19 protein-coding genes are annotated in these 24498 nt (G+C 69.0%); 10 read left to right on the top strand and 9 right to left on the bottom strand.

Annotated features, from left to right (window positions below; translation table 11 throughout):
• Positions 1–64 precede the first annotated feature (64 nt).
• Both H521_RS21885 and H521_RS26570 read right to left on the bottom strand, forming a co-directional pair.
• A complete protein-coding gene (locus H521_RS21885; RefSeq protein WP_022892264.1) occupies positions 65–1807 on the bottom strand; it encodes a glycoside hydrolase family 32 protein in 1743 nt (580 codons plus the stop codon).
• Between the two features lie 137 nt (positions 1808–1944).
• Entirely contained in the window at positions 1945–2073 is a 129-nt protein-coding gene (locus H521_RS26570; protein WP_281167449.1) for a hypothetical protein, read from the bottom strand.
• Positions 2074–2173: 100 nt separating this feature from the next.
• Between H521_RS26570 and H521_RS0106725 the strand changes: the two genes are divergently transcribed.
• Positions 2174–3763, top strand: a complete 1590-nt coding sequence (locus tag H521_RS0106725; RefSeq protein ID WP_026481999.1) for a glycoside hydrolase family 68 protein — start codon at positions 2174–2176, stop codon at positions 3761–3763.
• 53 nt (positions 3764–3816) lie between these two features.
• On the opposite strand, the gene H521_RS21880 is transcribed toward H521_RS0106725, so the two are convergent.
• Positions 3817–6765: a GH32 C-terminal domain-containing protein gene (locus H521_RS21880; RefSeq protein WP_022892262.1), complete on the bottom strand. Its 2949-nt coding sequence runs from the start codon at positions 6763–6765 to the stop codon at positions 3817–3819.
• 277 nt (positions 6766–7042) lie between these two features.
• Between H521_RS21880 and H521_RS0106715 the strand changes: the two genes are divergently transcribed.
• Positions 7043–7858, top strand: a complete 816-nt coding sequence (locus H521_RS0106715) for an oxidoreductase (RefSeq protein ID WP_022892261.1) — start codon at positions 7043–7045, stop codon at positions 7856–7858.
• 70 nt (positions 7859–7928) lie between these two features.
• Positions 7929–8519 (top strand): TetR/AcrR family transcriptional regulator, encoded by a 591-nt coding sequence (locus H521_RS0106710; RefSeq protein WP_026481998.1) that lies wholly within the window; start codon positions 7929–7931, stop codon positions 8517–8519.
• A 68-nt stretch (positions 8520–8587) separates the two neighbouring features.
• On the opposite strand, the gene H521_RS0106705 is transcribed toward H521_RS0106710, so the two are convergent.
• The 3 genes from H521_RS0106705 to H521_RS0106695 form a co-directional block, all read right to left on the bottom strand.
• Positions 8588–10537: a hypothetical protein gene (locus tag H521_RS0106705; protein ID WP_022892260.1), complete on the bottom strand. Its 1950-nt coding sequence runs from the start codon at positions 10535–10537 to the stop codon at positions 8588–8590.
• 187 nt (positions 10538–10724) lie between these two features.
• Complete coding sequence (locus H521_RS0106700) at positions 10725–11684, bottom strand: carbohydrate kinase family protein (protein WP_022892259.1); 960 nt, start codon at positions 11682–11684, stop codon at positions 10725–10727.
• A gap of 4 nt (positions 11685–11688) precedes the next feature.
• The gene (locus tag H521_RS0106695; protein WP_040424008.1) at positions 11689–12693 is read right to left on the bottom strand and encodes a LacI family DNA-binding transcriptional regulator; all 1005 of its coding nucleotides are present in this window, start codon (positions 12691–12693) and stop codon (positions 11689–11691) included.
• A gap of 175 nt (positions 12694–12868) precedes the next feature.
• Here H521_RS0106695 and H521_RS0106690 point away from each other — a divergent pair, with 175 nt between their 5' ends.
• The 7 genes from H521_RS0106690 to H521_RS21870 all read left to right on the top strand — a co-directional run bounded on the left by H521_RS0106690 (position 12869) and on the right by H521_RS21870 (position 19692).
• Complete coding sequence (locus H521_RS0106690) at positions 12869–13960, top strand: substrate-binding domain-containing protein (protein WP_022892257.1); 1092 nt, start codon at positions 12869–12871, stop codon at positions 13958–13960.
• A 134-nt stretch (positions 13961–14094) separates the two neighbouring features.
• Positions 14095–15135: an ABC transporter permease gene (locus H521_RS0106685; protein WP_022892256.1), complete on the top strand. Its 1041-nt coding sequence runs from the start codon at positions 14095–14097 to the stop codon at positions 15133–15135.
• The gene (locus H521_RS0106680; protein WP_022892255.1) at positions 15132–15944 is read left to right on the top strand and encodes an ATP-binding cassette domain-containing protein; all 813 of its coding nucleotides are present in this window, start codon (positions 15132–15134) and stop codon (positions 15942–15944) included. The genes H521_RS0106685 and H521_RS0106680 overlap by 4 nt, the downstream gene beginning before the upstream one ends.
• A complete protein-coding gene (locus H521_RS0106675) occupies positions 15941–16300 on the top strand; it encodes a putative quinol monooxygenase (RefSeq protein WP_022892254.1) in 360 nt (119 codons plus the stop codon). The genes H521_RS0106680 and H521_RS0106675 overlap by 4 nt, the downstream gene beginning before the upstream one ends.
• A 138-nt stretch (positions 16301–16438) precedes the next feature.
• Complete coding sequence (locus tag H521_RS21875) at positions 16439–17887, top strand: threonine/serine exporter family protein (protein ID WP_156891296.1); 1449 nt, start codon at positions 16439–16441, stop codon at positions 17885–17887.
• Positions 17888–17939: 52 nt separating this feature from the next.
• Complete coding sequence (locus H521_RS0106665; protein WP_022892252.1) at positions 17940–18656, top strand: TetR/AcrR family transcriptional regulator; 717 nt, start codon at positions 17940–17942, stop codon at positions 18654–18656.
• A 67-nt stretch (positions 18657–18723) separates the two neighbouring features.
• Entirely contained in the window at positions 18724–19692 is a 969-nt protein-coding gene (locus tag H521_RS21870; protein WP_022892251.1) for a DUF389 domain-containing protein, read from the top strand.
• 124 nt (positions 19693–19816) lie between these two features.
• Here the strand turns inward: H521_RS21870 and H521_RS0106655 are convergent, their stop codons facing one another.
• From H521_RS0106655 to nucS, 3 genes are all read right to left on the bottom strand, one after another.
• Complete coding sequence (locus H521_RS0106655) at positions 19817–22657, bottom strand: immune inhibitor A domain-containing protein (protein WP_022892250.1); 2841 nt, start codon at positions 22655–22657, stop codon at positions 19817–19819.
• Between the two features lie 393 nt (positions 22658–23050).
• On the bottom strand, positions 23051–23743 hold the full coding sequence (locus H521_RS0106645; protein WP_022892249.1) for an HAD hydrolase-like protein: 693 nt from the start codon (positions 23741–23743) through the stop codon (positions 23051–23053).
• A 46-nt stretch (positions 23744–23789) separates the two neighbouring features.
• Entirely contained in the window at positions 23790–24485 is a 696-nt protein-coding gene (gene nucS / locus H521_RS0106640; protein ID WP_022892248.1) for an endonuclease NucS, read from the bottom strand.
• Positions 24486–24498 lie beyond the last annotated feature (13 nt).

Genomic DNA, 24498 nt, shown 5'->3' with positions numbered 1-24498 from the left:
GATCCTACGAACCGATGCGAACGACACCGAATCTCGGAGTATGCGTTCGAGCTGCTTCCTCGCGTCAACCGCGAACTCCGGTCGCCCGCTCGACCGCTGCCACCGCGAGCGGCGCGAGTCGCATCGAGCGCAGTTCCGTCGCCCCGCCGACGGATTCCACCGAGAGGCCGTTCGCACCGGGCGCCCCGAAGACGACGTTCGAGAGCACCGCTTCGCCGTCGTTCGCGAAGACCTCGACCGAGCCCGTGTCGACGACGAGGTCGAGGGTCACTACCCCGTCTCGAGCTGGTGCCGGTGCGGTGCGCACGTCCCGGTAGACGGGCGGCATCGAGGCCGCCACGGCGTCGGCGTCACGCGCGACGAACACGGTGCCGGCCTCGAAGTCGACGCCGACGGTCGCGAACGCGCCGTCGCCCTCCTTGATGCGGAACCGCACCTCCGAGGCCGGGTCACCGGGGTCGGCAGCGACCTCGACGCGGAGGCGATAGGCGTCGGAGTCGGGCTGGGGGAGCGGAGTGCTCGAGGCATCCGACACCCGCAGGTGCTCGACGAGCTCGGCATCTCCCTCGAGCGAGGCGAGCGCCGCCACCGGAGTCGAGACGAGCGTCGGCCGCCCGTCGACGCTGCGGAGTGCCAGCTCGCGCACGACCGAATCGGTGCCGCCGTGCCAGTCGTCGGTGGGCAGCTCGCCGGCGTACGCCCAGTTGTTGAGCCAGCCGATCGAGTAGCGCGACGCGAGGCGCTCCGCCTCGGGCAGGCGCGGGTCCTCCCATGTCACGGTCGCATAGAAGTCGGCGCCCCGGTCGAGCCACGACGGCGGGGCTGCACCGTCGCCGTCGCCGTCGACGGTGAACCTCTCGCCATCCCACGCCCCGGTCCAATACGCGGTACCGGTCGACATGCCGTGCTCGGTGCCGTTGACCCCGGCGGCGAGCACCCAGGTCGTCTTCGCGGGGTCGCCATCGAGCGACATCCGGAACAGGTCGGGGCATTCGAGCACGCCGAGGTCGTCACGCTCGAACGCCGAGCGATAGGTCCATGACTTCAGATCGGGTGAGGTGTAGAAGCCGATGCGGTGGCCTTCGGCGAGCACCATGAGCCATTCGCCGCGCGCGTCGTCCCACACGATCTTCGGGTCGCGCCAGTGCGTCTTGCCGGGGTTGTCCATCACGGGGTTGCCGTCGTACGGCTCGAACCGGGAGCCGCCGTCGGTCGACACGAAGAGCGACTGCCGCTGCACGCCCTCGTGCTGCTGCGTGAGCATCGCGATCACGGCGCCCGCGCCGAAGCCTGCGGTGTTCTCCGTGTCGATCACTGCGCTGCCGGTCTCGATGTCGCCGAGCCCGTTCTCGTACTTGTCGATCGCGACGCCCTCGTCGCGCCAGTGCACGAGGTCGGTCGAGGTCGCGTGGTACCACTCGGTGCCGTTCCCCTCGGGGTAGTCGGCGTTGTAGAGGTAGTAGTAGTGCCAGCGGCCGTCGAGCCAGATCGGCCGTTGCGGGTCGTTCATCCAGCGCTCGGCCGGCGTGAGGTGCACGGCCGGGCGGTAGGGCGACCACTCGGCCGGTCGGGTGTAGTCGGGCGCGGCGGTCGGGGCCCGGGTGGCGGCATCCGGTTGTTCCGGCGCGCGGCTGCCCGGTGCGAGCAGGATTGCGATGCCGACGCCGGCGACGATTGCCGCGACGACCGTGGCGATGGCGATGATCGTGATGACGACGCGCGTCGAGCCGCCGGGCCGACGCCATCGGCCCGAGCGCACGCGCGTCGCCGCGCCGTCCGGCGCGTCACGCTGGTGTGTGCGGTTCATGATCCTCCGTCGTGGTTCGTGCACCGCCGGGCCGTCAGATCCGCTGTCGCGGGGTGGTCGTCGGAACCGGCGATGCACCTTCGCAGCTGTGTCTGTGGGGAGGAGCGCAAGCGCCACTCGAGGAATCGTCGGCAACGCTAACCGCTTCCAAATCGATTTGCAAACATCGGCGCGCCGATCGCGGCCATGAACGCGCGACCATCCGCGCCAGCCTGCTGATCAGCCAATTCGCATGCGAAGACATTCATTTCGAAGATATTGTCCACGACTTGACAACGTTGTCAGTTTTCCCATAGGTTCCAGTGCTGGGGGAGCACAAGCGTCGCGGATTCGAGGAAGTACCTTCATCCACGAAAGGCGACGAACATGTCAACATCACCGGGGCGTATCAAGCGCCCACTCATCGGAGCAATGGCCGCGGCCGGCGCCCTGGTCGCGACCCTCTTCACGGGCACGGCGGGAGCGGTCGCCGCACCCGACGACCTGCAGCCCGGCCCCGAGCCGACCCTGCACACGCAAGAGGCCTACGCGCCAGAAGACGACTTCACCGCGAAGTGGACCCGCGCCGACGCCCGTCAGCTGAAGCGCCTCTCCGACCCGGGCGCGCCTTCGCGGGAGAACTCGATGCCGACCGCACTCACCATGCCGACGGTGCCGCAGGACTTCCCCGACATGTCGAACGGCGAGGTCTGGGTGTGGGACACCTGGCCGCTCACCGACGAGGCCGGCAACCAGTACAGCGTCAACGGCCAGGAGATCATCTTCTCGCTCGTCGCCGACCGCAGCCTCGGCTTCGACGACCGGCACGTCTTCGCGAAGATCGGCTACTTCTTCCGCCCGGCCGGCCTCTCGGCCGATGAGCGGCCGGAGAACGGCGGCTGGACCTACGGCGGCCTCGTCTTCGACGAGGGCGTGACCGGCCAGATCTTCGAGGACCAGTCGTACAGCCACCAGACCCAGTGGTCGGGTTCCGCGCGCATCATGAAGGGCGGCGAGATCAAGCTCTTCTTCACGGATGTCGCGTTCTACCGTGACGCAGCCGGCAACAACATCAAGCCCTACGACCCGCGCATCGCACTGAGCGTCGGGCACGTGCACGCCAACAAGCAGGGCGTGAAGCTCACGGGCTTCAACAAGGTCACGAGCTTGCTCGAGGCCGATGGCACGTACTACCAGACCGGTGCGCAGAACGAGTTCTTCAACTTCCGCGACCCGTTCACCTTCGAGGACCCGGCGCACCCCGGCGAGACCTACATGGTGTTCGAGGGCAACTCGGCCATGCCGCGCGAGTCCGCACAGTGCACCGAGGAGGACCTCGGCTACCGTGAGGGCGACCCCTACGCCGAGACGGTCGACGCGGTCAACGCCTCGGGTGCGACCTACCAGATCGGCAACATCGGCCTCGCGAAGGCGAAGAACGACGAGCTCACCGAGTGGGAGTTCCTGCCGCCGATCCTGTCGGCCAACTGCGTCACCGACCAGACCGAGCGCCCGCAGTTCGTCTTCGAAGACGGCAAGGCCTACCTCTTCACCATCAGCCACCGCGGCACGTTCGCGAACGGCATCGACGGCCCCGAGGGCGTCTACGGCTTCGTCGGCGACGGCATCCGCAGCGACTTCCAGCCGCTGAACGGCGGATCGGGCCTCGCGCTCGGCAACCCGACGAACCTCAACTTCGCCGGCGGTCAGCCGTTCGCTCCCGACTACAACCAGCACCCGGGTCACTTCCAGGCGTACTCGCACTACGTGATGCCCGGCGGACTGGTGCAGTCGTTCATCGACACGATCGGCACGCACGATGACTTCGTGCGCGGCGGCACGCTCGCCCCGACCGTGAAGATCGACCTCGATGGCGCCGACAGCGCCGTCGACTACACCTACGGCACCGACGGGCTGGGCGGCTGGGCCGACATCCCGGCGAACCTCGACGTCAACCCCGGCGGCAAGGTGCAGTAGAGGCACGAACGACGGATGCCCCGGGGCGCCTCGCCCCGGGGCATCCGTTCGTCTCAGCCGGCGACGCGCACGAGCAGCTCGCCGCTCGGTGTGACGCCCGCCGAGTTCTCGACCTCGATCGAGTAACGGTGCTCGCCCGGCGCGGCATCCGTGATGGCGAACTCGACGACACGGCCGTCGCCGGCCGAGCGGTAGACCCGGCCGATCACCGAGCGGTTCTCGACGAGGCGCACGACGGTCGTCGGCTCGCCCTTGGCGACCTTGACCTTGATGACGAAGTCGCCGTCGGCATCCGGACCCTTTCGCGGGCCCGTGAGCGCCGAGACCTCGGCGGCCGCCGGCGCCGCCGTGGCATCGTCGACCCCGGCCTCCTGGTACATCGCTCCGTGCATCGGCGTCACCGTGAGCGACTCGAGCGTCGCGCCCTCGCCGTCGGCCCAGAGCCCGATGGCGTCGGCGCCGGCGTTCGGGAACACCTGATCGGTGATCGTCGTGCGGCCGTCGGCGGTGAACACCTCGACCGAGGAGCGGTCGATGTAGGCGGTCAGCGCGATCGTGCCGTCGTCGCGCAGCGCCAACGGAGCGTCATCGAGCGAGGCGAACGCAGGGTGGAAGCCCGTGCTGCCCGAATCGCGTCGGTCGACGAACAGCCGGCCCGATGTCGCGTCGTACCCGATGCGCGTCGCCGACTCGTCGTCTCCCAGCACGCTGAGCCCGACCGCGTCGGCGGCGCCCGGTCGCAGCACGGCGTCGATGCGCACGACCTCGCCCGCCACGGGCAGCGTCTCCGCACCGTCGGTGATCGGCCGCGAGGCATCCGTGAAGGACCGATCGGTCTGCTCGAGCTCAGCGAACTCGGGCACGACCTGCTGCACGAGCCGCGGGCCGCGCTCGGTCGTCACGAGTGACACGTCGCGCGGCAGCGCCATCGCGCTGCGCCAGGAGCCCGTCGGGATGTCGTTGGCATAGTCCCAGTTGTTCATCCAGCCGAGCATCACGCGGCGGCCGTCGGGCGCGTTGCTGAACGACACCGTCGCGTAGTAGTCGCGGCCCCAGTCGAGCCAGTCGTAGCCCTCGATGCGCGGTGCGGCCGCGGCATCCGAGAACATCACCTGGTCGACAAGCACGTGGCCCCAGCCGAACCGGTTGTTGTCGATGATGCGGACGGATGCCTCCTGCCCGGCGAACTCGGCGACGTTCCAGTTCACCCAGTCGAGGTTCTCGCTGTTGCTGCCCGTCGCGGAGCGCACGATCTCGCCACCGACGACGAGGTTCACGGAGGTCTCCTCAGAGCGGGCCCGCGCCGGCGCCCCGCCGAGCACGAGGTGGTCGACCGTGAGGTGGCCCCAGCCGCCGGTGGCGTCGTCGTGCACCTGGAACTGCGCGTCGCGGCCGACGAACTCCGACACGTCCCACGACTGCCAGTTCAGCGCGCCGCCCTCGGGGCCGTACGCCGTGCGCACGACCTCGCCGTCGACGAGCAGTCGCGCCTCGAGCGTGCCGTTGAGTCGCCTGCCGCCGCCGAGCAGGAACGACAGGCGATCCTCGCCGGGCTCGATCGTGAAGGCCGGCGAGGTGAGATCGCCGCGGTTGGTGTCGCCGAACGGCCCGGCCTCGAAGGTGTTGATGCGCTTCTGGCCGAGGAAGTAGTCGCCGCCCTGCGTCGACGGGCTGCGGCTCGGGTCGATCGCGAGGTCGCCGGTGGCCTGCCAGCCCGTGTCGGCGAGCGTCGTGCCGTCGGCGAACTCGAAACCGTCGAAGAGCAGCCGGCCGGCGGGCGGCTCGTTGCCGAGCCGGGTGCCGTCGACGTGCGGGTGGTTGCCGCCGCCGACGAGCAGGTTCACGAAGGGCCGGTCGACGGTGAACGTGGGCGACTCGAGCGTGCCGACGGGCCAGTCGAAGTCGTTGAAGCCATTCACGAGGCCGGCACCCAGGTGGCCGGTCACGGTGTTCTGGCCCGGCAGCGTTCCCGCCGCGGGAGCGTCGCCCCATGGCCCGTTCTTCCAGTTGCCCGGCTCGTTGCCGACCGCCCAGTCGCCGTACCTGCCGTCGTCGAACCCGGCGAAGAGGTCGCCGGGCGGCACCGCGGCATCCGACACCGTGCTCTCCGAGGTGAACGTCGTGCCGTCGAACTCGCCCACGAAGTACTGGCCGCCCGAGCCGCCCGCGACCGAGCCCGGGTTCAGGTTGACCACCATGACCCACTTGGTGTTCGCCGGGTCGCCGTCGACCGGAAGCGGGAAGAGATCGGGGCACTCCCAGATGCCGCCAGCCGCGTTCGCCGGGCCGAAGTCGCTGAGGTGCGTCCACGTCTTCAGGTCGTCGCTGCGGGAGAGCACGACCTTGTACTGCAGGGCCTCGACCGCGGCCATCACCCAGTACGACTCGCCCGTGGCGGGGTTCGTGTAGCGGAACACCTTCGGGTCGCGGAAGTTCGCGGAGTCGCGGTCGTAGACCGGGTTGCCCAGGTACTTCGTCCAGGTCTGCCCGTGGTCGAGGCTGTAGGCGAGCGATTGGGCCTGCTTGCCGGCGTGGGTCGGGTGGGCGGGCGTGTAGGCGCTCGTGTAGATCGCGATCATCGGCGGTTTCTCTGCGGTGCCGAAGCCGCTCGTGTTCTCCTCGTCGACCACGACCGAGCCCGAGAAGATGTCTTCGATCGCGACGCCGTTCGCGTCGAAGGTCTGCGGGATCGCGACCGGCCGCTCTTCCCAGTGCACGAGGTCGGTGCTCGTCGCGTGGCCCCAGCTCATGTTGCCCCAGCGGGTGCCCGAGGGGTTGTGCTGGAAGAACAGGTGCCACGTGCCGTCGTCGTAGACGAGGCCGTTCGGGTCGTTCATCCAGTTGCGCTCCGGTGAGAAGTGCAGCGAGGGTCGGTACTGCTCCGAGGCCGGGTCCGGTGCCGCATCCTCTGCGGCCGCTGGCACGGCGCCCATGAGGCCGGTCGCAAGCGCCGCGACGGTGGCCGCCGCCGCGGCTGCGCGCCATCCTGATTTCGTCGTCATTATTCGTTTCGCCCTTCGTTGCACGAGTCACGATGCCATGATGACATCGTTGTCAGTCAGTGACGGCGATGTTACGTACTGTCCGGCGGACATTGCAAGCGGTTCGCGGATGCGCCGCTGCGAGCGGTCGAGAGAGTGGGCCGTCGGCGCGGTATCACCCGGTGGCGCCATCCAGGTGATCGCGAACAACGAGGCCGAATTTCCGGAGGACCTTGCTTCCGCAGTCTCGCGCGATCTATAGTCGTACGATCGTAATCTAAAGCTTCAGGAGCTCACGATGACAACAACTCAGCGGGTCGCGTTCGTAACCGGCGCAACCTCCGGCATCGGCAAAGCCACAGCGATCGCCCTGGCGGCCGCAGGCTTCCAGGTGATCGGAACCGGCCGCAACACCGCGCGACTCACCCCGCTCACCGGGGTGACCTACGTCGACCTCGACGTCACCAGCGACGAGTCGGTCGCCGCAGCACTCACCCAGGTGATCGACCGATTCGGGCACATCGACGTTCTGGTCAACAACGCCGGCGTCGGCACGACCGGCGCGGCCGAGGAGTTCTCGATCTCCCAGACGCAAGACATCTTCGACATCAACGTCTACGGCGTCATGCGCACGACCAAGGCCGTGCTGCCGCACATGCGCGCCCGCGGCCGCGGTCGCATCATCAACGTCTCCTCGCTCAGCGGGTTCGTGCCCAGTCCGTTCATGGCGCCCTACGTCGCGACCAAGCACGCGGTCGAGGGCTACTCCCAATCGCTCGACCACGAGGTGCGCGAGCACGGCATCCGAGTGCTGCTCGTTGAGCCAGGCCCGATCAACACGCCGTTCGCAGGCCACAGCGTGGAAGCCGATACCCCCATGCCGCTCTACGCGGCCGGGCGACGCAACTACGACGAGCTGATCGCGAAGAACCTCAGCAGCGGCGACGACCCCGCCGTCGTCGCCAAGGTGATCGTCGCAGCGGCCACCGACCGCAACCCGAAACTCCGGCGCACGGCCGGCACGACCGCCCGCACCATCGACGCGGTGCACCGTGTCGCTCCGGCCCGCAGCTTCGACCGCGTCATCCGCAGATTCAACCGGATGCCGAGCTGAGTGCCGGAGAATTCAACAGGAGTCGTCGAGAGCGGAATCAGGGGCGAGCTCGGCTGAGAAGGAGGAACCCATGGTGCGGTACACGAAAGAGCACAAGCAGGAGACACGGCAGCGGATCGTCGCGACGGCCGGCCGACGGCTCAAGCGAGACGGCATCGACGGCTCGGGTGTCGCGACCTTGATGAAGGACGCCGGACTGACCAACGGCGCCTTCTACGCCCACTTCGAATCCAAAGACGACCTCGTCGCCGCCGCGATCGCCGATCAGCTTCACGCGCAGCACGCGAACCTCGTCGCGCACGCGGAGCCCGGGCCGGCCGGCCTCGAACAGATCGTTCGCTGGTATCTCTCGCCCCAGCAACGCGACGACACCGCCGACGGCTGCCCCAACGCCGCCCTGCTCGACGAGATCGGGCGCACCGCAGACGCGACCCGGCAGGCGTACACCGACGGCGTTCTGGTCGTCATCGACGGCCTCGCCGCCCGCATGGCACCCGAAGATCCGCCTTCGGCCCGCGTGAAGGCACTCAGCCTGCTGGGCATGATGGCCGGCACGCTGCAACTCTCCCGCGCCCTGACCGACCGGCAGCTCTCCGACGACCTCCTCGAGCAGGGCCTCCGCAATGCCTTGACCCTGATCGGCGCCGAGGCCCGTCCCTGACCTCAGTGAGCAGAGTATCTCGGACGCCGGCGTTCTCATGGCCGCGTGGAATGCGGAGCCAGCTCAGCTCAGCGGAGCCGCCATACGGTGACATCCTGCTCGGGATTCTCGCTCGGGTGCTCTGCGACCCGTTCGAAGTCTCTCGGGAAATCGACTCCGCAGCCGTCGAGTCCTGTCTGGAGTTGTTCGTAGATCCCTGAGTCGTCGCCACTGCTCGCCGACTGAAGCACGAAGAGGTCGTCGGGCCGCTCGCCTCCGCACGCCCGAATCATGGAGTTCGCCCAGTCGGGGCCCGGCCAGAGGTTCGCCCATCCGCTGCCGTTGAACGCCATCAGCGCGCCGGGAGAGGCCATCGACAGCGCCGGAACCCCGTCTGCATCCAGTCGTGTACCGGTGTCGTCGAGCCACTCCAGCAACTCCACCTCGCCCTCGGTCAAGCGCAGGCCCCTGAACTCCCCGGTCGTGCTCTCCGTCTTCTGGGAGAAGTACGGCTGGGTGCGGTAGGGGTGATTGAGCACATCGCCCGCGACGGCAACGGATCCAGCCGCCACGATCGCGGCCGACAGCAGGAGCGGGAACAGCCGCATCACGGGCGAGGTCGTCCAGGAACGCTCCCACAGCACTGCGAGGGCCATACCGGCGCCGACCGCCCAGAAGGTGGCGGAGAAGACCGTCTGCCCCAACAGTGCGTTCAAGGTGCCGATTCCGCTGACCAGGGGGATCAGGGCGAACAGCGCCAGAAGGAAAATCGTCGTCGTCGCGCGATGTCCGATCAGAAGACCGGGCCGAACAGTTCGAGGCGCGAGCACCGCGAACGACAGAACCGCGGCGAAGAACATGAAGGCGGTGCCGAACCCGAGCGCACTGAAGATGTGCACCCCGGCCGGGGGAAAGGCCGGAATCGAGACCACCATGATCAGGGCGACGGCCCCGAGCGCGAGTGCGACGTGCACGATCGACCCGGGCAAGCCCGACCTGCCCCCGTCTGCCGGGGTCCGGGGGATTCCTCTGCTCACGAGCAGAGCCACCGCCGCGAGGATGATCGGAGCAGCGAGCACCCCGATCGTCTGCGACGCGGACCACAGGTACGCATTGAGCATGTCTGTCAGCGAATATCCGCTCACCGCTTGGTCGTCGGGATTCAGGAACAGAGCGATCACCGACTGCGTGTAGGCGACGACGGGCGTACCGGCCACGAGCATCACGAGCGCCGCGACGACAGCGCCGCTCGCGAGGAACCCGACCCGCACCCACCTCCGCCCGGAGTTCGCCGGCAGGAGTGCGACGATGAGCGCAATGACGGTGAGCGCGGCGGCCGCAGTGATCTTCGCGACGAAGAGTCCGCAGATCAGGAAGCCCACGAGGGCCCAGAGGACCCACTGGCCGCGACGTCGCGCGGGCGGCGTCGTGTTCACCCTGCCGCGGACGAGGAGCAGGATGAGGATCGCCCCAGCGAGCTGCGTGAGCCAGGAGGAGAGCTCGTTGTACCCGAGATAGCGGGGCGGGTAGCTCCATGCCGCGAACGTTCCAGCCTGGGCGACCAGAATGACGAGAATCCAACTCGATCGGCGCAGTTGCACGCCGATCGCGTCGAGCGCAGACCTCGCGATCACGCAGAGCACGATGGACAGCGCGATATAGCCGAGCAGCCGGAGGACCCTGAAGGCGAGGATGCTGCTGCCGAAGAGCTCGTACAACGGATTGAGCAGGACCTGGAAACCCCAGAACTCGCCGCTGCTCACCCGATTGCTGGAGATCATCGCGAAGGCGAAGCCCTCATCACTCCAATCGAATCCGCGATTGAGCGCGGCGACGATCACCAGGAGGGTGAGGGCGACCCCTACCCCGATTCCGCCCGTGATGATCCAGAAGCCGAGTCTGCTGCCCGGTGGAGGCACATCGGCTGGCGATACCTGCTTGGTAGCATCGATCTCGGCGTGCACCGTCTCGGCGTGCACGACCTGGGTGCTTCGACCGAGGTCATCGACCGGAACGAATTCGTCGGTTGTGCTGCCCAAGTGTCGGTGCCTTACTCGTGAGATGTTGCGATCGATTGCCGTCGGTCCCGCCGATGGGCATGCGCAATAGCGAATCGTCCGAATCGCATGGCGATCCTACCCGACCCTCGTCGAGCATTTTCGAGCGGCTTCGCCGCTACCGCCCGATCACGAGCTCCTCGGCCGTGCGGCCTCCATCCGGGGAGGATCAGCTCGGAGCGACGGACGCGGTGTCGGCGTGCGGCACGCGCAGCAGCGCACCCTCGTGGCGCACGGTCGCGGCGGCGATCGTCATCGCCTCGTGCAGTGCCGCGGCCCAGGCATCCGTCGTCTGCGGCAGCCCGCCCTCGGCAACCCGGTGCACGATCGCGGAGAGCGTGGCATCGCCGGCGCCCATCGTGTCGACGATCGGGCCGGGCAGCTCGACGATGCCGGAGCGCACGACGGAGTCGCCGTGGTGCACCCGTGCCCCATCGCGCCCGGCCGTGGCGAGGATCGCGCCCCGCATGCCCGGCAGGCTCCGAAGCCGGCTCACGAACGCCTCGAGCGAGTCGCCGAGCAGCAGGTCGGCGTCTTCGTCGCCCACTTTCGTGAGCAGCGAGCGCGACGCGAAGTCCTCGAAGTTCGTGAGGAACGCGGCCCGATCGGCGAGCATGCCGGCGCGCGGGTTGCCGTCGACGATCACTCGTCGCTCGGGGTCGGCGATCGCGCCGACGAGCTCGGCGTATTGCTCGGCATCGTCGAAGGGGAAGCAGCTGACCACCACGAGGTCGGCCTCGTCGATCGCGGCTCGGGTGGCGTCGTCGAATCGGATGCAGCGCCGCTGCGCGGCCTCATTGAACTCGTATCGCGGTTCTCCCGCGGTGCGGTCGGAGATCGCTCGAGAGGTGCCGAACGGCGAGGGGCTCTCGGCCAGCCCGACCCGGTAGTCGCGCAGGTACCCGCGGATGCGGTCGCCCGGCTCGTCGTCGCCGACCATCGCAACGAGCGTGGTCTGTTCGCCGAGGAGCGCGAGCCCGACCGCGACATTCAGCGCTGCGCCGCCGACGAACTCGCGAGCGCCGGTCGGGTCGCGCAGCTCGTCGATGAGCGCGTCGCCGATGACGGTGATGCGGGCGGCGGGCCCGGTGCCTCGCCGAGAGGGCTGCTGCGGCAATTGCTGCGACATCCGTTCAGCCCTCCGCTCGCGGTGCGATCTCGCCCGAGCCACGCTCGAGCAACTGCGTCGGCACGATGGTGCGCGCCGCGGCCGAGATGTCGCCGTCGAGGCGGGCGAACACACGCTCGGCGGCGGTGCGACCGATCTCCTGCGGGTTCTGCGCCACGACCGTCACGCCGGGGTCGAGCAGGTCGCCGAGCGGCACGTCGTCGAAGCCGACGAGGGCGGTGTCGTGTTGGCGCCCGAGTTCGCGCAGCGCGCGGATGACGCCGATCGTCACGAGGTTCTGGCTCGAGAAGATCGCGGTGGGCGGGTTCGGCGCATCGAAGAGCGCGAGGGTCGCGGCACGCGAGGTCGCCTCATTGTGGAGTCCTTCGATGATCTGCTGGCCCCGGGTCGAGACGCCGGCCCGGCCCAGTTCATCGAGGTAGCCGCGGTGGCGCTCGCGCGCGGTCTGGATGTCGTGGCGATCGCCGAGGTAGGCGATGCGGCGGTGCCCCTGCTCGAGCAGGTGACGGGTCGCGAGGGCGGCGCCGTCGGCGTTGTCGCTGACGACGGCGTCGGAGGTTAGCCCGGCCGGCTCGCGGTCGACGAAGACGACCGGGGTGCCGCGCCGCAGCTCGGGTGCGAGGTAGGCCTGGCTCTCGGAGATGGTGGTGAGGATGAGCCCGTCGACGCGGCGGCGGAGGAAGGCCGAGACCGCCTCCTGCTCGCGGTCGGGGTCGTCGTCGAGGCTCGACGCGAACACCGAGACCCCGCGAGCGAGTGCAGCATCTTCGACGGCCCGGTGCACCGCCCCCGAGAAGGGGTTGTCGACGCTGCCGACGAGCAGACCGAGCGTGCGCGTGCGGCCGTCGGCCCTGCGCAGGTTGCCCGCGTGCAGGTCGGGCTGGTAGTCGAGCGTGCGGGCCGCGGCCTCGACCTTGGCGATCGTGGCCGCCGAGACGTTCGGCTCGCCGTTGATGACGCGCGAGACCGTCTTCACGCCGACACCGGCCAGGGCGGCCACGTGCCGCATCGTCGGTCGCGAACGAGCGCTCTCCGGCGCCGTACTCGTGTTTGACAACGGTGTCACGATTTGCTCCCAAGTGTGCAAGTTGGACTTGACTATACATGCCTTGGTGAGCTAGACCTATCGATGACATCGTTGTCAAGGCGACAACGGGCCTTCCAACACCAGAGGAGATTCATCGATGAATCACACAGCACCAGGTGCGCTCCGCCGCCGTCTCATCACCGCAGGATCGCTCACCGCCGCCGCGGCGCTCGCCCTGACCGGCTGCGCAGCAGGCGCCGATGCGGGCGACAGCGGAGACGCCGAAGAAATCGGCGTCTCGCTCATCGTCAAGACCACGACCAACCCCTTCTTCGTCGCCATGCAGGACGGCGCAGAGGCAGCCGCCGACGAGCTCGGCGTGAACCTCACGCTCGCCGCTGGCAAGGAGGACGGCGACGAGGACACCCAGATCCAGGCCATCGAGAACGCCATCTCCAAGGGTGACGCCGGCATCCTGATCACCCCGAACGGCCCCGGCGTCGAAGACGCGCTCGTCAAGGCCCGCGACGCCGGCCTCTTCGTGATCGCACTCGACACGCCGCCCGCCGACCCCGAAGCCGTCGACATCACCTTCGCGACCGACAACTTCGCGGCCGGCCAGGAGATCGGCCGCTGGACCGCGGCCAAGCTCGCCGGCGAGACGGCGACCATCGCGCTCATCGACCTCTTCGACGACAAGATCGTCTCGGTCGACTACAACCGCGACCAGGGCTTCCTCGACGGCATGGGCATCGACACGGCGGATGCCGCGGTGAACGGCGACGAGGCGAAGAGCGGCACGTACAGCGGCGGCGACTACGAGATCGTCGGCAACGAGGCATCCGGTGGCGCCGAGGACGGCGGCCGCACCGCCGCCGAGACCCTGCTCTCGAAGAACCCCGACATCAACGTCGTCTACACGATCAACGAACCGGCCGCCTACGGCGCCTACGAGGCCTTCAAGGCAGCCGGTCAGGACGACGTGATCGTCGTCTCGGTCGACGGCGGCTGCGCCGGTGTCGACCAGGTCGCCGAGGGCATCATCGGCGCGACGAGCCAGCAGTACCCGGTCAAGATGGCCGAGCTCGGCGTGCAGGCGATCTTCGACCTCGTGAAGACGGGCGAGGCCCCCGAGACGACCGAGGGGCTCGACTTCTTCGACACGGGCGTCGCGCTCGTCACCGACGACCCGCAAGAGGGTGTCGAGTCGATCGATACCACGCAGGGCGGCGAGATCTGCTGGGGCTGATCCCCGGCACCGCACCGTGAGTGGTGCGGGTCGGTGAGGATGCCGCGGCGCGGCTCTCCTGATCATGACCCACCCCGCGGCATCCGGTCCCTCCCGGCCCGCACCGCTCACTCACCGAACAACGGAGTATCAACGTGACCCAGCAGACCACCGAGCCGCCGACCTCGGCGCTCGACCTGGCCGAGGAGTTCCTCGACCGAACCACCCCGCTCAGCCGCATCCGGAACACCCTGCACCGCTACCCGGCGATCAGCCCGGCGCTCGTGCTCGTGCTCGCCGTGATCGTCTTCGGACTGCTCAACGACCGGTTCCTGAACCCGGCGAACCTCTCGCTCATCACGCAGCAGGTCGCCGTGGTCGGTACGCTCGCCGTCGCCCAGACCCTCATCATCCTCACCGCGGGCATCGACCTCTCGGTCGGCGCCGTCATGGTGCTGAGCTCGATGGTGATGGCGCAGACGAGCGTGCAGCTCGGCCTCCCGGGCATTCTGGCCATTGTCCTGGGCCTCGTCGTCGGCCTCGCAGCGGGCGCCCTCAACGGCTTCCTCGTCACCCGTCTGAAGCTGCCGCCCTTCATCGTGACGCTCGGCACGCTCAGCATCTTCGTCGCGCTCACCCTGCTGTACTCGGGGGGCGCGACCGTGCGCGGCGCCGAGATGCCCGAACTGCTCACCGCGATGGGCGCCACCTTCACCATCGGCGGCGTGAACTTCACCGTGGGCGTGCTGATGATGCTGGTGCTCTACGTGGTGATCTCCCTGATCCTCGCGAAGACCGCCTGGGGCCGACACGTCTACGCGGTCGGCGACGACCCCGAGGCCGCGCGCCTCGCCGGCATCAGTGTGAACCGGGTGCTGATGAGCGTCTACCTCGCGGCGGGCGCGATCCTCGCCCTCGGTGCCTGGATCCAGATCGGCCGCACGAACGCGGCATCGCCCAACGCGGGCGCAGAGCTCAACCTCGACTCGATCACCGCCGTCGTCATCGGCGGCACGAGCCTCTTCGGCGGTCGCGGCACCGTTTGGGGCACCCTGCTCGGCGCTCTCATCGTCGGTGTCTTCCGCAACGGCCTCTCGCTCGCGGGGCTCGACGTGCTCTGGCAGACCTTCGCGGTCGGCGTGCTCATCGTCGTCGCCGTCTCGGTCGACCAGTGGATTCGAAAGGTACGCAAATGACCACCGCAACGGATGCCGCGGGCCAGGTGCCCGCCGCCGGCCCCGCCGAGACCCGCACCCCGATCCTGAGTGCCCGCCGGCTCGTGAAGACCTTCGGCCGCGTCGTCGGCCTCGACGGGGTGAGCCTCGAGCTGTACCCCGGCGAGGTGCTCGCGATCATCGGCGACAACGGCGCCGGCAAATCGACGCTCATCAAGTGCCTCACCGGCGCCGAGATCCCCGATGAAGGCGAGATCTTCCTCGACGGCAAGCCCGTGCACTTCAAGCGCCCGCAAGACGCCCGGGCCGCGGGTATCGAGACCGTCTACCAGAACCTCGCCGTCTCGCCGGCGCTCGACGTGGCCACGAACCTGTTCCTCGGGCGGGAGGAGCGCAAGCGCGGCATCCTCGGCTCGGTGTTCCGCATCGTCGACCAGAAGGGCATGCGCGAGAAGGCGCGCAACGAACTGCGCGCGCTCGGCATCTCGACGCTGCAAGACGTGACCGTGCCCGTCGAGAACCTCTCGGGCGGGCAGCGTCAGGCGGTCGCGGTGGCCCGGGCCGCGGCCTTCGGATCGAAGGTCGTCGTGCTCGACGAACCGACGGCGGCACTCGGCGTGCGCGAGTCGAACCAGGTGCTCGAGCTCATCAGGAACCTGCGCGATCGCGGCATCCCCGTCATCCTCATCTCGCACAACATGCCGCACGTCTTCGACGTCGCCGATCGCATCCACATCCAGCGACTCGGCAAGCGTGCCGCGACGATCACTCCCGAGTCGCACACCATGACCGACGCGGTGGCGATCATGACCGGCGCGCTGCGCGCGTGAGCGGAGCCCGGGTCGAGCTGATCGCCGAGTTCACCGCGATCGCCGGTCGCGAGGAGGAGGTCGAGCGCCTCCTCCTCGCGCTGACCGCCGAGGTTCGCCGAGAGAGCGGATGCCTCGACTTCACGCCGCACCGAGTGGCCCCGGCACCCACCGGGCGGGCCTTCATGGCTGCTGCTGCTGCGGCGGCGGGACCGGCGCCGGTCGGCGCGCGCTTCGTCGTGACCGAGGCCTATCGCGATGCCGCCGCGTTCGCCGAGCATCTCGCCGCCCCCTACGGCGCCGACTTCAACGCCGCGCTCGGCCCCTTGATCGTCGAGCGCGGTTCGGTGCTGACGTTCCTGACACCGCTCGGCTGAAGGAGCTCGCCCGACGACGACGACGACGGGCGGCGGCGGCGGTGTCGACGCGGTCGTCCCCGGGTCGATCACGTGGGAACACGTGGCGACTCCAGCGCGACATACCGCGCGAGCACCCGGCCGATCTACAGTGTGCAGATGATCGCGAAGTTCGCACCGGATCCGATCGCCCCCGTGCTCGAGCGCCTCGGCGAGTCACCCCTGTCGACGTTCGTCGCCATCGCCGTGCTGCTCGCCGGTGCCGTCGTGCTGTTCGCGTTGCGCCGCCGCGCCGACCCCGACCTGGCCGCGAGCGCTCGCTCCGCGGTGGGCACGGGAGCGGTGCCGGTGCCATCGACCGGCGACCCCGACCCGGCGGCAGCGCTCGCCGCGACGGAGGCGGTCGGCGCCGCCATGACCGACGCCGGGTACTCGGTCATGACGGTGCGCAACGCCCTCGACGACATCGCGCGCGTGAACGGCCTCCCGGCGAGCCAGGTCGTGGTCTTCCCGACCGCGCTCCTCGTGTCGGCTCGGGGCGAGAAGCAGGAGGGCCACGAGCGCCGGGAGGGGGAGGAGCGCACCGGTGCGGTCCTGAGCGGCGAGGGCAGTCTGCTCCTCTGCCAGATCGACGAGGTGCAGCGCACGGTGGACGCAGCGCGCACGGGCCTGCTCGACCCCGCCTCGACGATCGACCGCATCCGCTGGGTGCGCGAGATGAAGCCGCCGTACGGGCGGGTGCTGCGCGCGCTCGGGTACGTCATGCTCAGCGCCGGGCTCTCGGCGATGCTCGGTGCGTCGTGGCTCGGCATCGGCGTCGCGGGCGCGCTGGGCGCCGTCGTCGGCACGCTGCTCCTCATCGGCGAGCGGCTGCCGAACCGCTACGGCGCCCTCATCACCGTGACCGTGGCGTTTGCCGTCGCGCTCGTCGTGTTCGTGCTGATGCGCGCTGGATTCGGCCCCGGACTCCTGGCCGCGCTGATCGGGCCACTGGTCGTGCTGCTCCCGGGCGTGCTGCTGACGACCGCGGCGCTCGAACTGTCGACCGGCCAGATGATCGCGGGCGCCGGCCGCCTCGCCGCGGGCGGCATGCAGCTCGTGCTCATCGCGGCGGGCATCGTCAGTGCGGGCGCGCTCGTCGGCGTGCCCGACCTCGAGTTCACCGAGAATCCCGAGGCGCTCGGCCCGATCGCGCCGTGGGTCGCCGTGGCCGTCTTCGGGGTGGGCATCGCCGTGCACCAGTGCGCGCCGCCCCGCGCCATGCTGTGGATGATGTTCGTGCTCTACGTCGCCTATGCCGCGCAGGTCATCGGCGGCGTCCTGCTCGGCGGCGTGCTGTCGGCCTTCGTCGGCGCGCTCGTCGTCACGCCCGTGACGGCGCTCGTCGCCCGCCAGTCCACCGGCCCGGCCGCGATGGTGAGCTTCATCCCCGCGTTCTGGCTGCTCGTGCCGGGCGCGCTCGGCCTCGTGGGCGTGGCAGAGGTGCTCGGCGGTGATGTCGGCGGCACCGCCTCGCTGATCGCCACGCTGACGACGATGATCGCGATCTCGCTCGGGGTGCTCGCCGGCTCGATCGTGTCGGACCGGATGCGGCGGCCGCCGCTCTGATCGAAGCGGTTCTCGCGTGCCGGTACGGTGGTGAGGACCCACGAGGAGCACCATGAAACCCGGACCGAGGCGCAGCGTCAGCCAGGTCGACATCGTCGATGCGGCGTTCGAGATCCTCGAGCAGAAGGGCTTCGCCGCCGTCTCGGTGCGCGGGGTGGCCGCGGCACTCAGTCTGACGCCCACTGCGATCTACACGTACTTCCCCTCGAAGAACGCCCTGCTGCGGGCCATGGTCGAAGAGTTGCTCTCGAGCCTCGACCTCCACGCGGCATCCGACGCCTCGGTCGAGTGGCGCAGTCGTGTGCACGCGCTCGCCGCCGGGCTCCGCGCACGCCTCGCCGAGCACACGGGCGCGATGGTGCTCGTGACGAGCGGGCCGCTCGACGGGCAGCACGCCCTCGGACTCAATGAAACCCTCATCGCAGGTTTCATGGGCGAGGGGATGCCGCTCGATGACGCCGCCCGCGCCGCGCACGCCGTGCGCGCCCACATGCTCGGGGTCGCCGCCCTCGATGCCGCCGAGCGGGCCGGCGACGCCGACGCCCCGGCCGGCCGCGCTTCGACGGGCGCGCTCTGGTCGGATGCTGCGAGCCATCCGCTCACCGAGGCGACCGCGCACCTCGTGGCCGGCATCGGCGCGGGCGCCGAGGAGTCGAGCGAAGCCGCAACTGCCGAAGCTGTCAACAGCCCCGACACCGCGTTCGCTTGGGGCATCGACCGCTTGCTCGACGGCATCCTCGCGGGCGTCGGCACTCGCGCCATCGCCTGAGCGACCGACCTCGCGCACCCCCGCGCGGCACGCGGGTTGCGGCATCTGCGCGCGCGAGACTTACTCCGTGCTGCATCTGCGAATGATCGTGCCGCCGGCCCTCCGCACCGATGTCGATCGCGTGCTGCGGGCGCCCGATGCGCCGGTCACGAACCTCGTGGTGCTGCCGGGCGCCGGCGTCGACCCGTCCGGCGACGTGATCCTCTGCGACATCGATCGCGACGCGACGAGTTCGCTGCTCGCCGAGTTGCACGGTCTCGGCCTCGACGAGCAGGGCTCGATCGCCGTCGAGTCCGTCGATCTCGCACTCGGCCGCAAGCGCCGGCACAGCGCCGCGACCGTGTTCGGCAACGACGACGACGCCGTCGTGTGGGAGGAGGTCGAGGCGCGCACCGACGACGAGGTGCGGCTCTCGGCGACCTTCCTCGTCTTCATGGCGGTCGCGACGATGATCGCAGCGGTCGGCGTCGTGACCGATCAGCCGATCCTCATCGTCGGGGCGATGGTGGTCGGCCCCGACTTCGGCCCCCTCGCGGCGATCGCCGTCGGCATCGTTCGGCGAAGGCCACGCGTCGTCTGGCGTTCGACCGCGACGCTGCTCATCGGCTATCTGTCGGCGATTGCCGTCACGATCGGCTTCGCGCTCGTGCTCGAGGCGATCGGCATCTTCCCGGCCGATCCACTCGCACAGGCGCATCCGATGACCGAGTTCATCTGGCAGCCGAACGCCCTCAGCTACGTCGTCGGCTTCCTGGCCGGCATCGCCGGAGTGCTCTCGCTCACCTCGGCGAAATCCGGAGCCCTCATCGGCGTGCTCATCTCGGTGACCACGATCCCCGCAGCCGGTGCGATCGCCGTCGCGATCGCCGACACGCAATGGGAACAGGCCGGCAACTCGACGCTGCAACTCATCGTCAACCTGGTTTCGATCGTGACCGGCGGCGTGCTGACGCTCGCCGTGCAGCTCCGGGTGCAGCACCGCGCGGCTCGTCGGCGCGAGCAGCGCCTCCTCGGACAGGCGCATCCGCGGTCGTAGGCCGAGCCGTGCGCAGACGGGGCCTTTGCACGGGCGGTGCCACGGCGTGACGCGGCGAGGCGCCGACTCCCCGAGGGGAGCCGACGCCTCGTCGTTCGTGCTGGTGTCTCTCGATGTCGCCCGATCAGCCTGCGGCGGGCGGGGTGATGGTGATGAGCGCGGACTGGTTGCCCTTGAACGCCTTCTTCACCTGCACCACCGTGCCGTAGCCGACACCGTCATCGGCGGGGTTGCCCGTGCCGAAGACGCCGCCGAGCGGGCTCGCTGCCCCGTACAGATCGGTCAGCGGGTTGCCGTCGAAGTCGACGATGCGCGTGCTGTACGGCGCGTTGCCGACCGAGGGCACGACCACCGAACCGTCGCGGAAGCGGCGGGCCATGCGGCCGTCGGGCAGCACTTCGAGGCCCGACGTCCATCCGAGGTCGTCGGTGAAGGTGCTCACCGGCTCGCGCGACGGGATGTCGGTGCAGTGCTCGGTCGTCAGCTCCGCACCCGGGAAGCACTCCGTGAAGGCGTGCGTCGGGGTGAGGCCGAAGGCGACGTCGGAGGACTGCGCACGCGACGGCAGGTTGTGCTGCAGCGTGCCGTCGGCCGCCGCTGCGTCACCGGTGCGGCGCAGCGGGTCGAAGTGGCTGTCGACGAGCAGCAGGCCGCCCTTGGCGCCGTAGCTCGGCAGTGCCGTCTCGTTCGTGCGCACGTGGTTGGTGTCGCCGTACGTCGTGTCGCGGTACCAGACCAACGCTCCGGGAGCGTTGTAGGCGAGCTTCTCGACCTTCCACGCACCGTCGCTGTACACCGAGTTGTAGCCGTACTTCAGGCCCTCGTCGAAGCCGTCGAAGTTGCGCCACTCGACCATGTAGTACTGGGCCTTGCTCGAGGTGCCGGTGTCGATGCGCCAGCCCGGGCCGGTCGTGTCGGCGAACGTCGTGACCTCAGCGGTCCAGCCGTTCTCACCGCTCTCGACGTCGTCGGTCCACACCGTGTCGGTTCCGCTCGTGACGGCGAAGTCGTCGGCGAACCAGCCGCGATCCTGGTAGGCCGCATCGGTGGCGAGGCGCAGTCGAACGCCGACCGTCGTGCCCGCGTACGACGAGAGGTCCACGTATTGGCGAGCCCACCCGTGCGAGTCGCCCGTGAGGCCGTACTTCTTGTCACCGAAGGTGGCGAGGTTGCCGTTCGGGTCGGGGTAGCCATCGGGCGTGGTCGCCTCGGTGCCGTCTTCGTTGAAGACCTTGACGTCGGTCCAGGTGGTGCCGCCGTCGGTCGAGACCTCGACGAATCCGAAGTCCCAGTCTGCTTCGATGACGAAGTTGTTGCTCATCCAGAACTTCGCGTCGGTCGGCACGTCGACGGTGCGCGAGATGCGGATGTCGCCCCAGTCCTGATCGGCACCGGTGTACCACATGTTCTCGCCGCTGGCCGGCTCGGCGAGCGTGATCACCTTGTCGGGCAGGTTGACCTTCACGCCGTCTTCGGAGCCCTTGGGCGAGCGCGACGCCTGGCCGACCTTGATGGTCTCGGTGTCGTCACCGGGGTTCATCACGACCGGGTCGACCCAGCCGAGCACCCACTTGTCCCAGATGCCCATGTGCGTGGGCATCGACTGGAAGATGGGGCCGGCGTGCGAACCAGAGGACATGAGGTCCCAGAAGTCGACGTCGGAGTTGCCCTGGTTCGACGTGTCGTACAGGTCGGGCAGGCCGAGGTCGTGGCCGTACTCGTGCGCGAACACGCCGACACCCGAGTCTTCGGGCTGCACGATGTAGTTCGAGAGCTTGAGGTCGGTGCCGGGGATGTCGGCGCCGCCTGCGACGGCGGAGGAGTGCGCCCAGATGGCGTAGGTGCCCTGCGCGCCGCCGTTTCCGGACTTGTCTTCGCCGGCGTGCACGAGCACGACGTGGTCGATGACGCCGTCGGGCTCGTTGAAGTCGCCGTCGCCGTCACGGTCGCCCTGGTCTTCGATGTCGTACTCGGACCACGGGAAGTCGGGCTGTGCCTCGGCGAGTGCCGCGACCGCGTCGATCGGCAGCTGGCCCGGTCCCTTGGGGTTGTCGGGGTGGCCCTGCTGGTCTTGGATCTCGCCTGCCTCGTAGACGCCCTCCTCGTTCTGGAAGCAGACGCTCGCGCCGTACCAGCCCTCGGAGTGCGGCACGGTGATCCACGGGGTGGCCTCACCGGAGACGGTGTAGGCGCCGCGCGACATCTCTTCGTACATCGACTTCATCGTGTAGCCCGAGATGTCGAAGCCCGGCTGGCCGTCGGGGCCGGTGAGGTCGGTGCGGACTCGATCGGTGATGCCTTCGTCGGTGAAGAGCATCTTGTTGTAGTGCTCCGACGAGAAGTCGGGCACCCACATCGAGTTGTTGTCTTCGAGCTCGTAGCTCGCGGGGTCGGGGATGCCGTTGTGCGTCGGCCCGTTCTGCACGTTGCCGAGCATGCACTGCTTCGAGCCGAACTCGGTCGGCACGTAGGTGTTCGTGAAGTCGTCGTTCGCGTTCTCGTTGAACTCGACGAGGATCGTCAGCAGCTTCGCTTCCTGCGTCGACTCGGCCTGCTTGAAGTTCGACTTCTTGGGCTTCTTGTCGTGCTTGGGCTTCTTCAGCTCCTTCGGGTTCTTCCCCGTCGCGATCGACTTCGCCTCCAGCGTGGCGAGTCCCTTCGCGGCGATCGGGTTGCCCTGCGAGTACTTCTGATCGAACGCCTCTGCGTCGGCTTGAACCTGCGCTGACGACTTGGCGGTGACGCCGTCGACGAGCACCTCCCCGTCGGTGTCGACCGTGAGGTCGGCGCGCGGCGCGACGTAGTTCATGTAGTACTCGGAGTCGCTGATCACCGGTGGCGACACCGGTGCTTCAGCTGCGACCGCCCCGCTCGCACCCAACGACACCAGACCGGTGGCCGCGAGCGCGAAGATCGGGATGACCGCAACCGCGCGCTTCCGCGTGCGGCCCGTGAATCCAGACATGCTTCTCCCTTCGATCGACCCGCGGAGGTGACCGCGGGCCGCATGCTTGTTCGTCGGTGGGCGAACGTACTCGGAATCCTGCCGTGCATCGCGGCGCCTATGGAAGAGCTGTGAGGGCTTCGCCGAGTACGACGCGCGTCTGTTGCGTGGGCCTCGAGATTCACGTCGATCATGCGCGCGTGTCACCCGAATGGGGGCGATTCTTGCATCCCGCTCATCATGAGGATTCGTCGACTCTGATTCGAAGTGGATCGTGCTCATGGTCGCAGCCGTCGACCGTGTCGCGCTCGCCGGATGCAGCACCGACACCCTGCCTGCGCCGGTCGTCGTCGAACTCGGCTACTGAGACAGGCGCGGCGCGACCCGTAGCTCGCGACGCGGTCCCGGTGCGCCTCAGCCTAGGAGCAGGCTCCGCAGCTGGTCGGCCGAGTGCACGACCGCCATGGCGTCGGCGGCCTCGTCGGGGGAACCGTAGCCCCACTCCACGAGGATCGTGGGCACACCGTTGGCGAGGGCTCCGAGCGTGTCGTAGCCGCGGTCGCCGACCATGACCGAGCGCTCGGTGTTGATGCCGAGCGCGTTCAGGCGGCGCAGTGCCTCGGCCACGACGTCGGCCTTGGTGCTGCGCTCCTCATCGTCGCTCGCGCCCGCGATCACCGTGAAGTACTGACTCAGGTTCTGGTGGTCGAGCACCTTCGTGGCCATCGACTCGGGCTTCGAGGTCGCGAGGGCGACGGGGATGCCAGCGGTGTGCAGCCGCTCGAGCACGCCGGCGACGCCCGGGAACACGGGGGAACGCAGCACGTGGTCGGCGTAGTGGTCGCGGTAGATGTTGAGGGCCGCCCACGCCTCTTCGTCGTCGAAGCCGGCAGTGAGGCGCAGGCTGTCGAGCAGGGGCGGGCCCACGTACGAGAGCAGCACCTCTTCGCTCGGCACCGGCAGGTCGAGCGCGGTGAACATGTACGCGAGCGAGCCGGTGATGTCGGATGCCGAGTCGACGATCGTGCCGTCGAGGTCGAACAGCACGGCCGACCAGGTGCGGGTCGGCGCGGTCGTCGTCGGGGGCGTCAGGGTCTCGGAAGTCACCGTGACATCCTAGGCCCACGAATTGCGAGGGTTGCTCAGTGTTCGGTCAGAACAGCCGGGAGTGCCCGTCGTCGACGCCGCGCATGGCGTCGTAGTCGAGCACCACGCAGCGGATGCCGCGGTCTTCGGCGAGTGTGCGCGCCTGCGGCTTGATCTCCTGCGCGGCGAACACCCCGGTCACCGGGGCGAGGTGCGGGTCGCGGTTCATGAGCTCGAGGTAACGGGTCAACTGCTCGACGCCGTCGATGTCGCCGCGGCGCTTGAGTTCGACGGCGACCGAGGCGCCCGCGGCATCCGTCGCCAGGATGTCGACCGGCCCGATCGCGGTCATGTACTCGCGGCGAACCAGCCGGTGCCCGTCGCCGAGCAGCTCGATCTGCTCGGCGAGCAGCTTCTGCAGGTGCGCCTCGACGCCGTCCTTCTGCAGGCCGGGGTCGATGCCGAGCTCGTGCGCCGAGTCGTGCACGACCTCGTGGATCGAGACGATCAGCTGGTCGGCCGTCTTCTGGTGCACGACCTTCCAAAGCTGGACGATGCCCGCGGCGCGCTGGTCGTCGTCGGGCTCGAGCGTCGTGAGGGTGCACGGCGGGCTCATCCAGTTGAGCGGCTTGTAGCTGCCGCCGTCGGAGTGCACGAGCAGGCTGCCGTCGCCCTTGACCATGAGCAGGCGGGTGGCGAGGGGGAGATGGGCCGCGAGGCGCCCCGCGTAATCGACGGAGCAGCGGGCGATGACGAGACGCACCTGTCGAGTGTAC

This window comes from Agromyces subbeticus DSM 16689, from assembly GCF_000421565.1.
Lineage (GTDB): Bacteria > Actinomycetota > Actinomycetes > Actinomycetales > Microbacteriaceae > Agromyces > Agromyces subbeticus.
The sequence above is the reverse complement of the archived record's forward strand: the minus strand, read 5'-3'. Positions and strand labels throughout refer to the sequence as shown.

Bases quoted from the DNA above. Each gene is read 5' to 3' on its own strand.
- H521_RS21880 (WP_022892262.1), bottom strand. From the start codon at position 6,765: ATGACGACGAAATCAGGATGGCGCGCAGCCGCGGCGGCGGCCACCGTC.
- H521_RS0106700 (WP_022892259.1), bottom strand. From the start codon at position 11,684: ATGTCGCAGCAATTGCCGCAGCAGCCCTCTCGGCGAGGCACCGGGCCC.
- H521_RS0106710 (WP_026481998.1), top strand. From the start codon at position 7,929: ATGGTGCGGTACACGAAAGAGCACAAGCAGGAGACACGGCAGCGGATC.
- H521_RS0106725 (WP_026481999.1), top strand. From the start codon at position 2,174: ATGTCAACATCACCGGGGCGTATCAAGCGCCCACTCATCGGAGCAATG.
- H521_RS0106680 (WP_022892255.1), top strand. From the start codon at position 15,132: ATGACCACCGCAACGGATGCCGCGGGCCAGGTGCCCGCCGCCGGCCCC.
- H521_RS21875 (WP_156891296.1), top strand. From the start codon at position 16,439: ATGATCGCGAAGTTCGCACCGGATCCGATCGCCCCCGTGCTCGAGCGC.
- H521_RS21885 (WP_022892264.1), bottom strand. From the start codon at position 1,807: ATGAACCGCACACACCAGCGTGACGCGCCGGACGGCGCGGCGACGCGC.
- H521_RS0106695 (WP_040424008.1), bottom strand. From the start codon at position 12,693: ATGCGGCACGTGGCCGCCCTGGCCGGTGTCGGCGTGAAGACGGTCTCG.
- H521_RS0106690 (WP_022892257.1), top strand. From the start codon at position 12,869: ATGAATCACACAGCACCAGGTGCGCTCCGCCGCCGTCTCATCACCGCA.
- H521_RS0106665 (WP_022892252.1), top strand. From the start codon at position 17,940: ATGAAACCCGGACCGAGGCGCAGCGTCAGCCAGGTCGACATCGTCGAT.
- H521_RS0106655 (WP_022892250.1), bottom strand. From the start codon at position 22,657: ATGTCTGGATTCACGGGCCGCACGCGGAAGCGCGCGGTTGCGGTCATC.
- H521_RS0106715 (WP_022892261.1), top strand. From the start codon at position 7,043: ATGACAACAACTCAGCGGGTCGCGTTCGTAACCGGCGCAACCTCCGGC.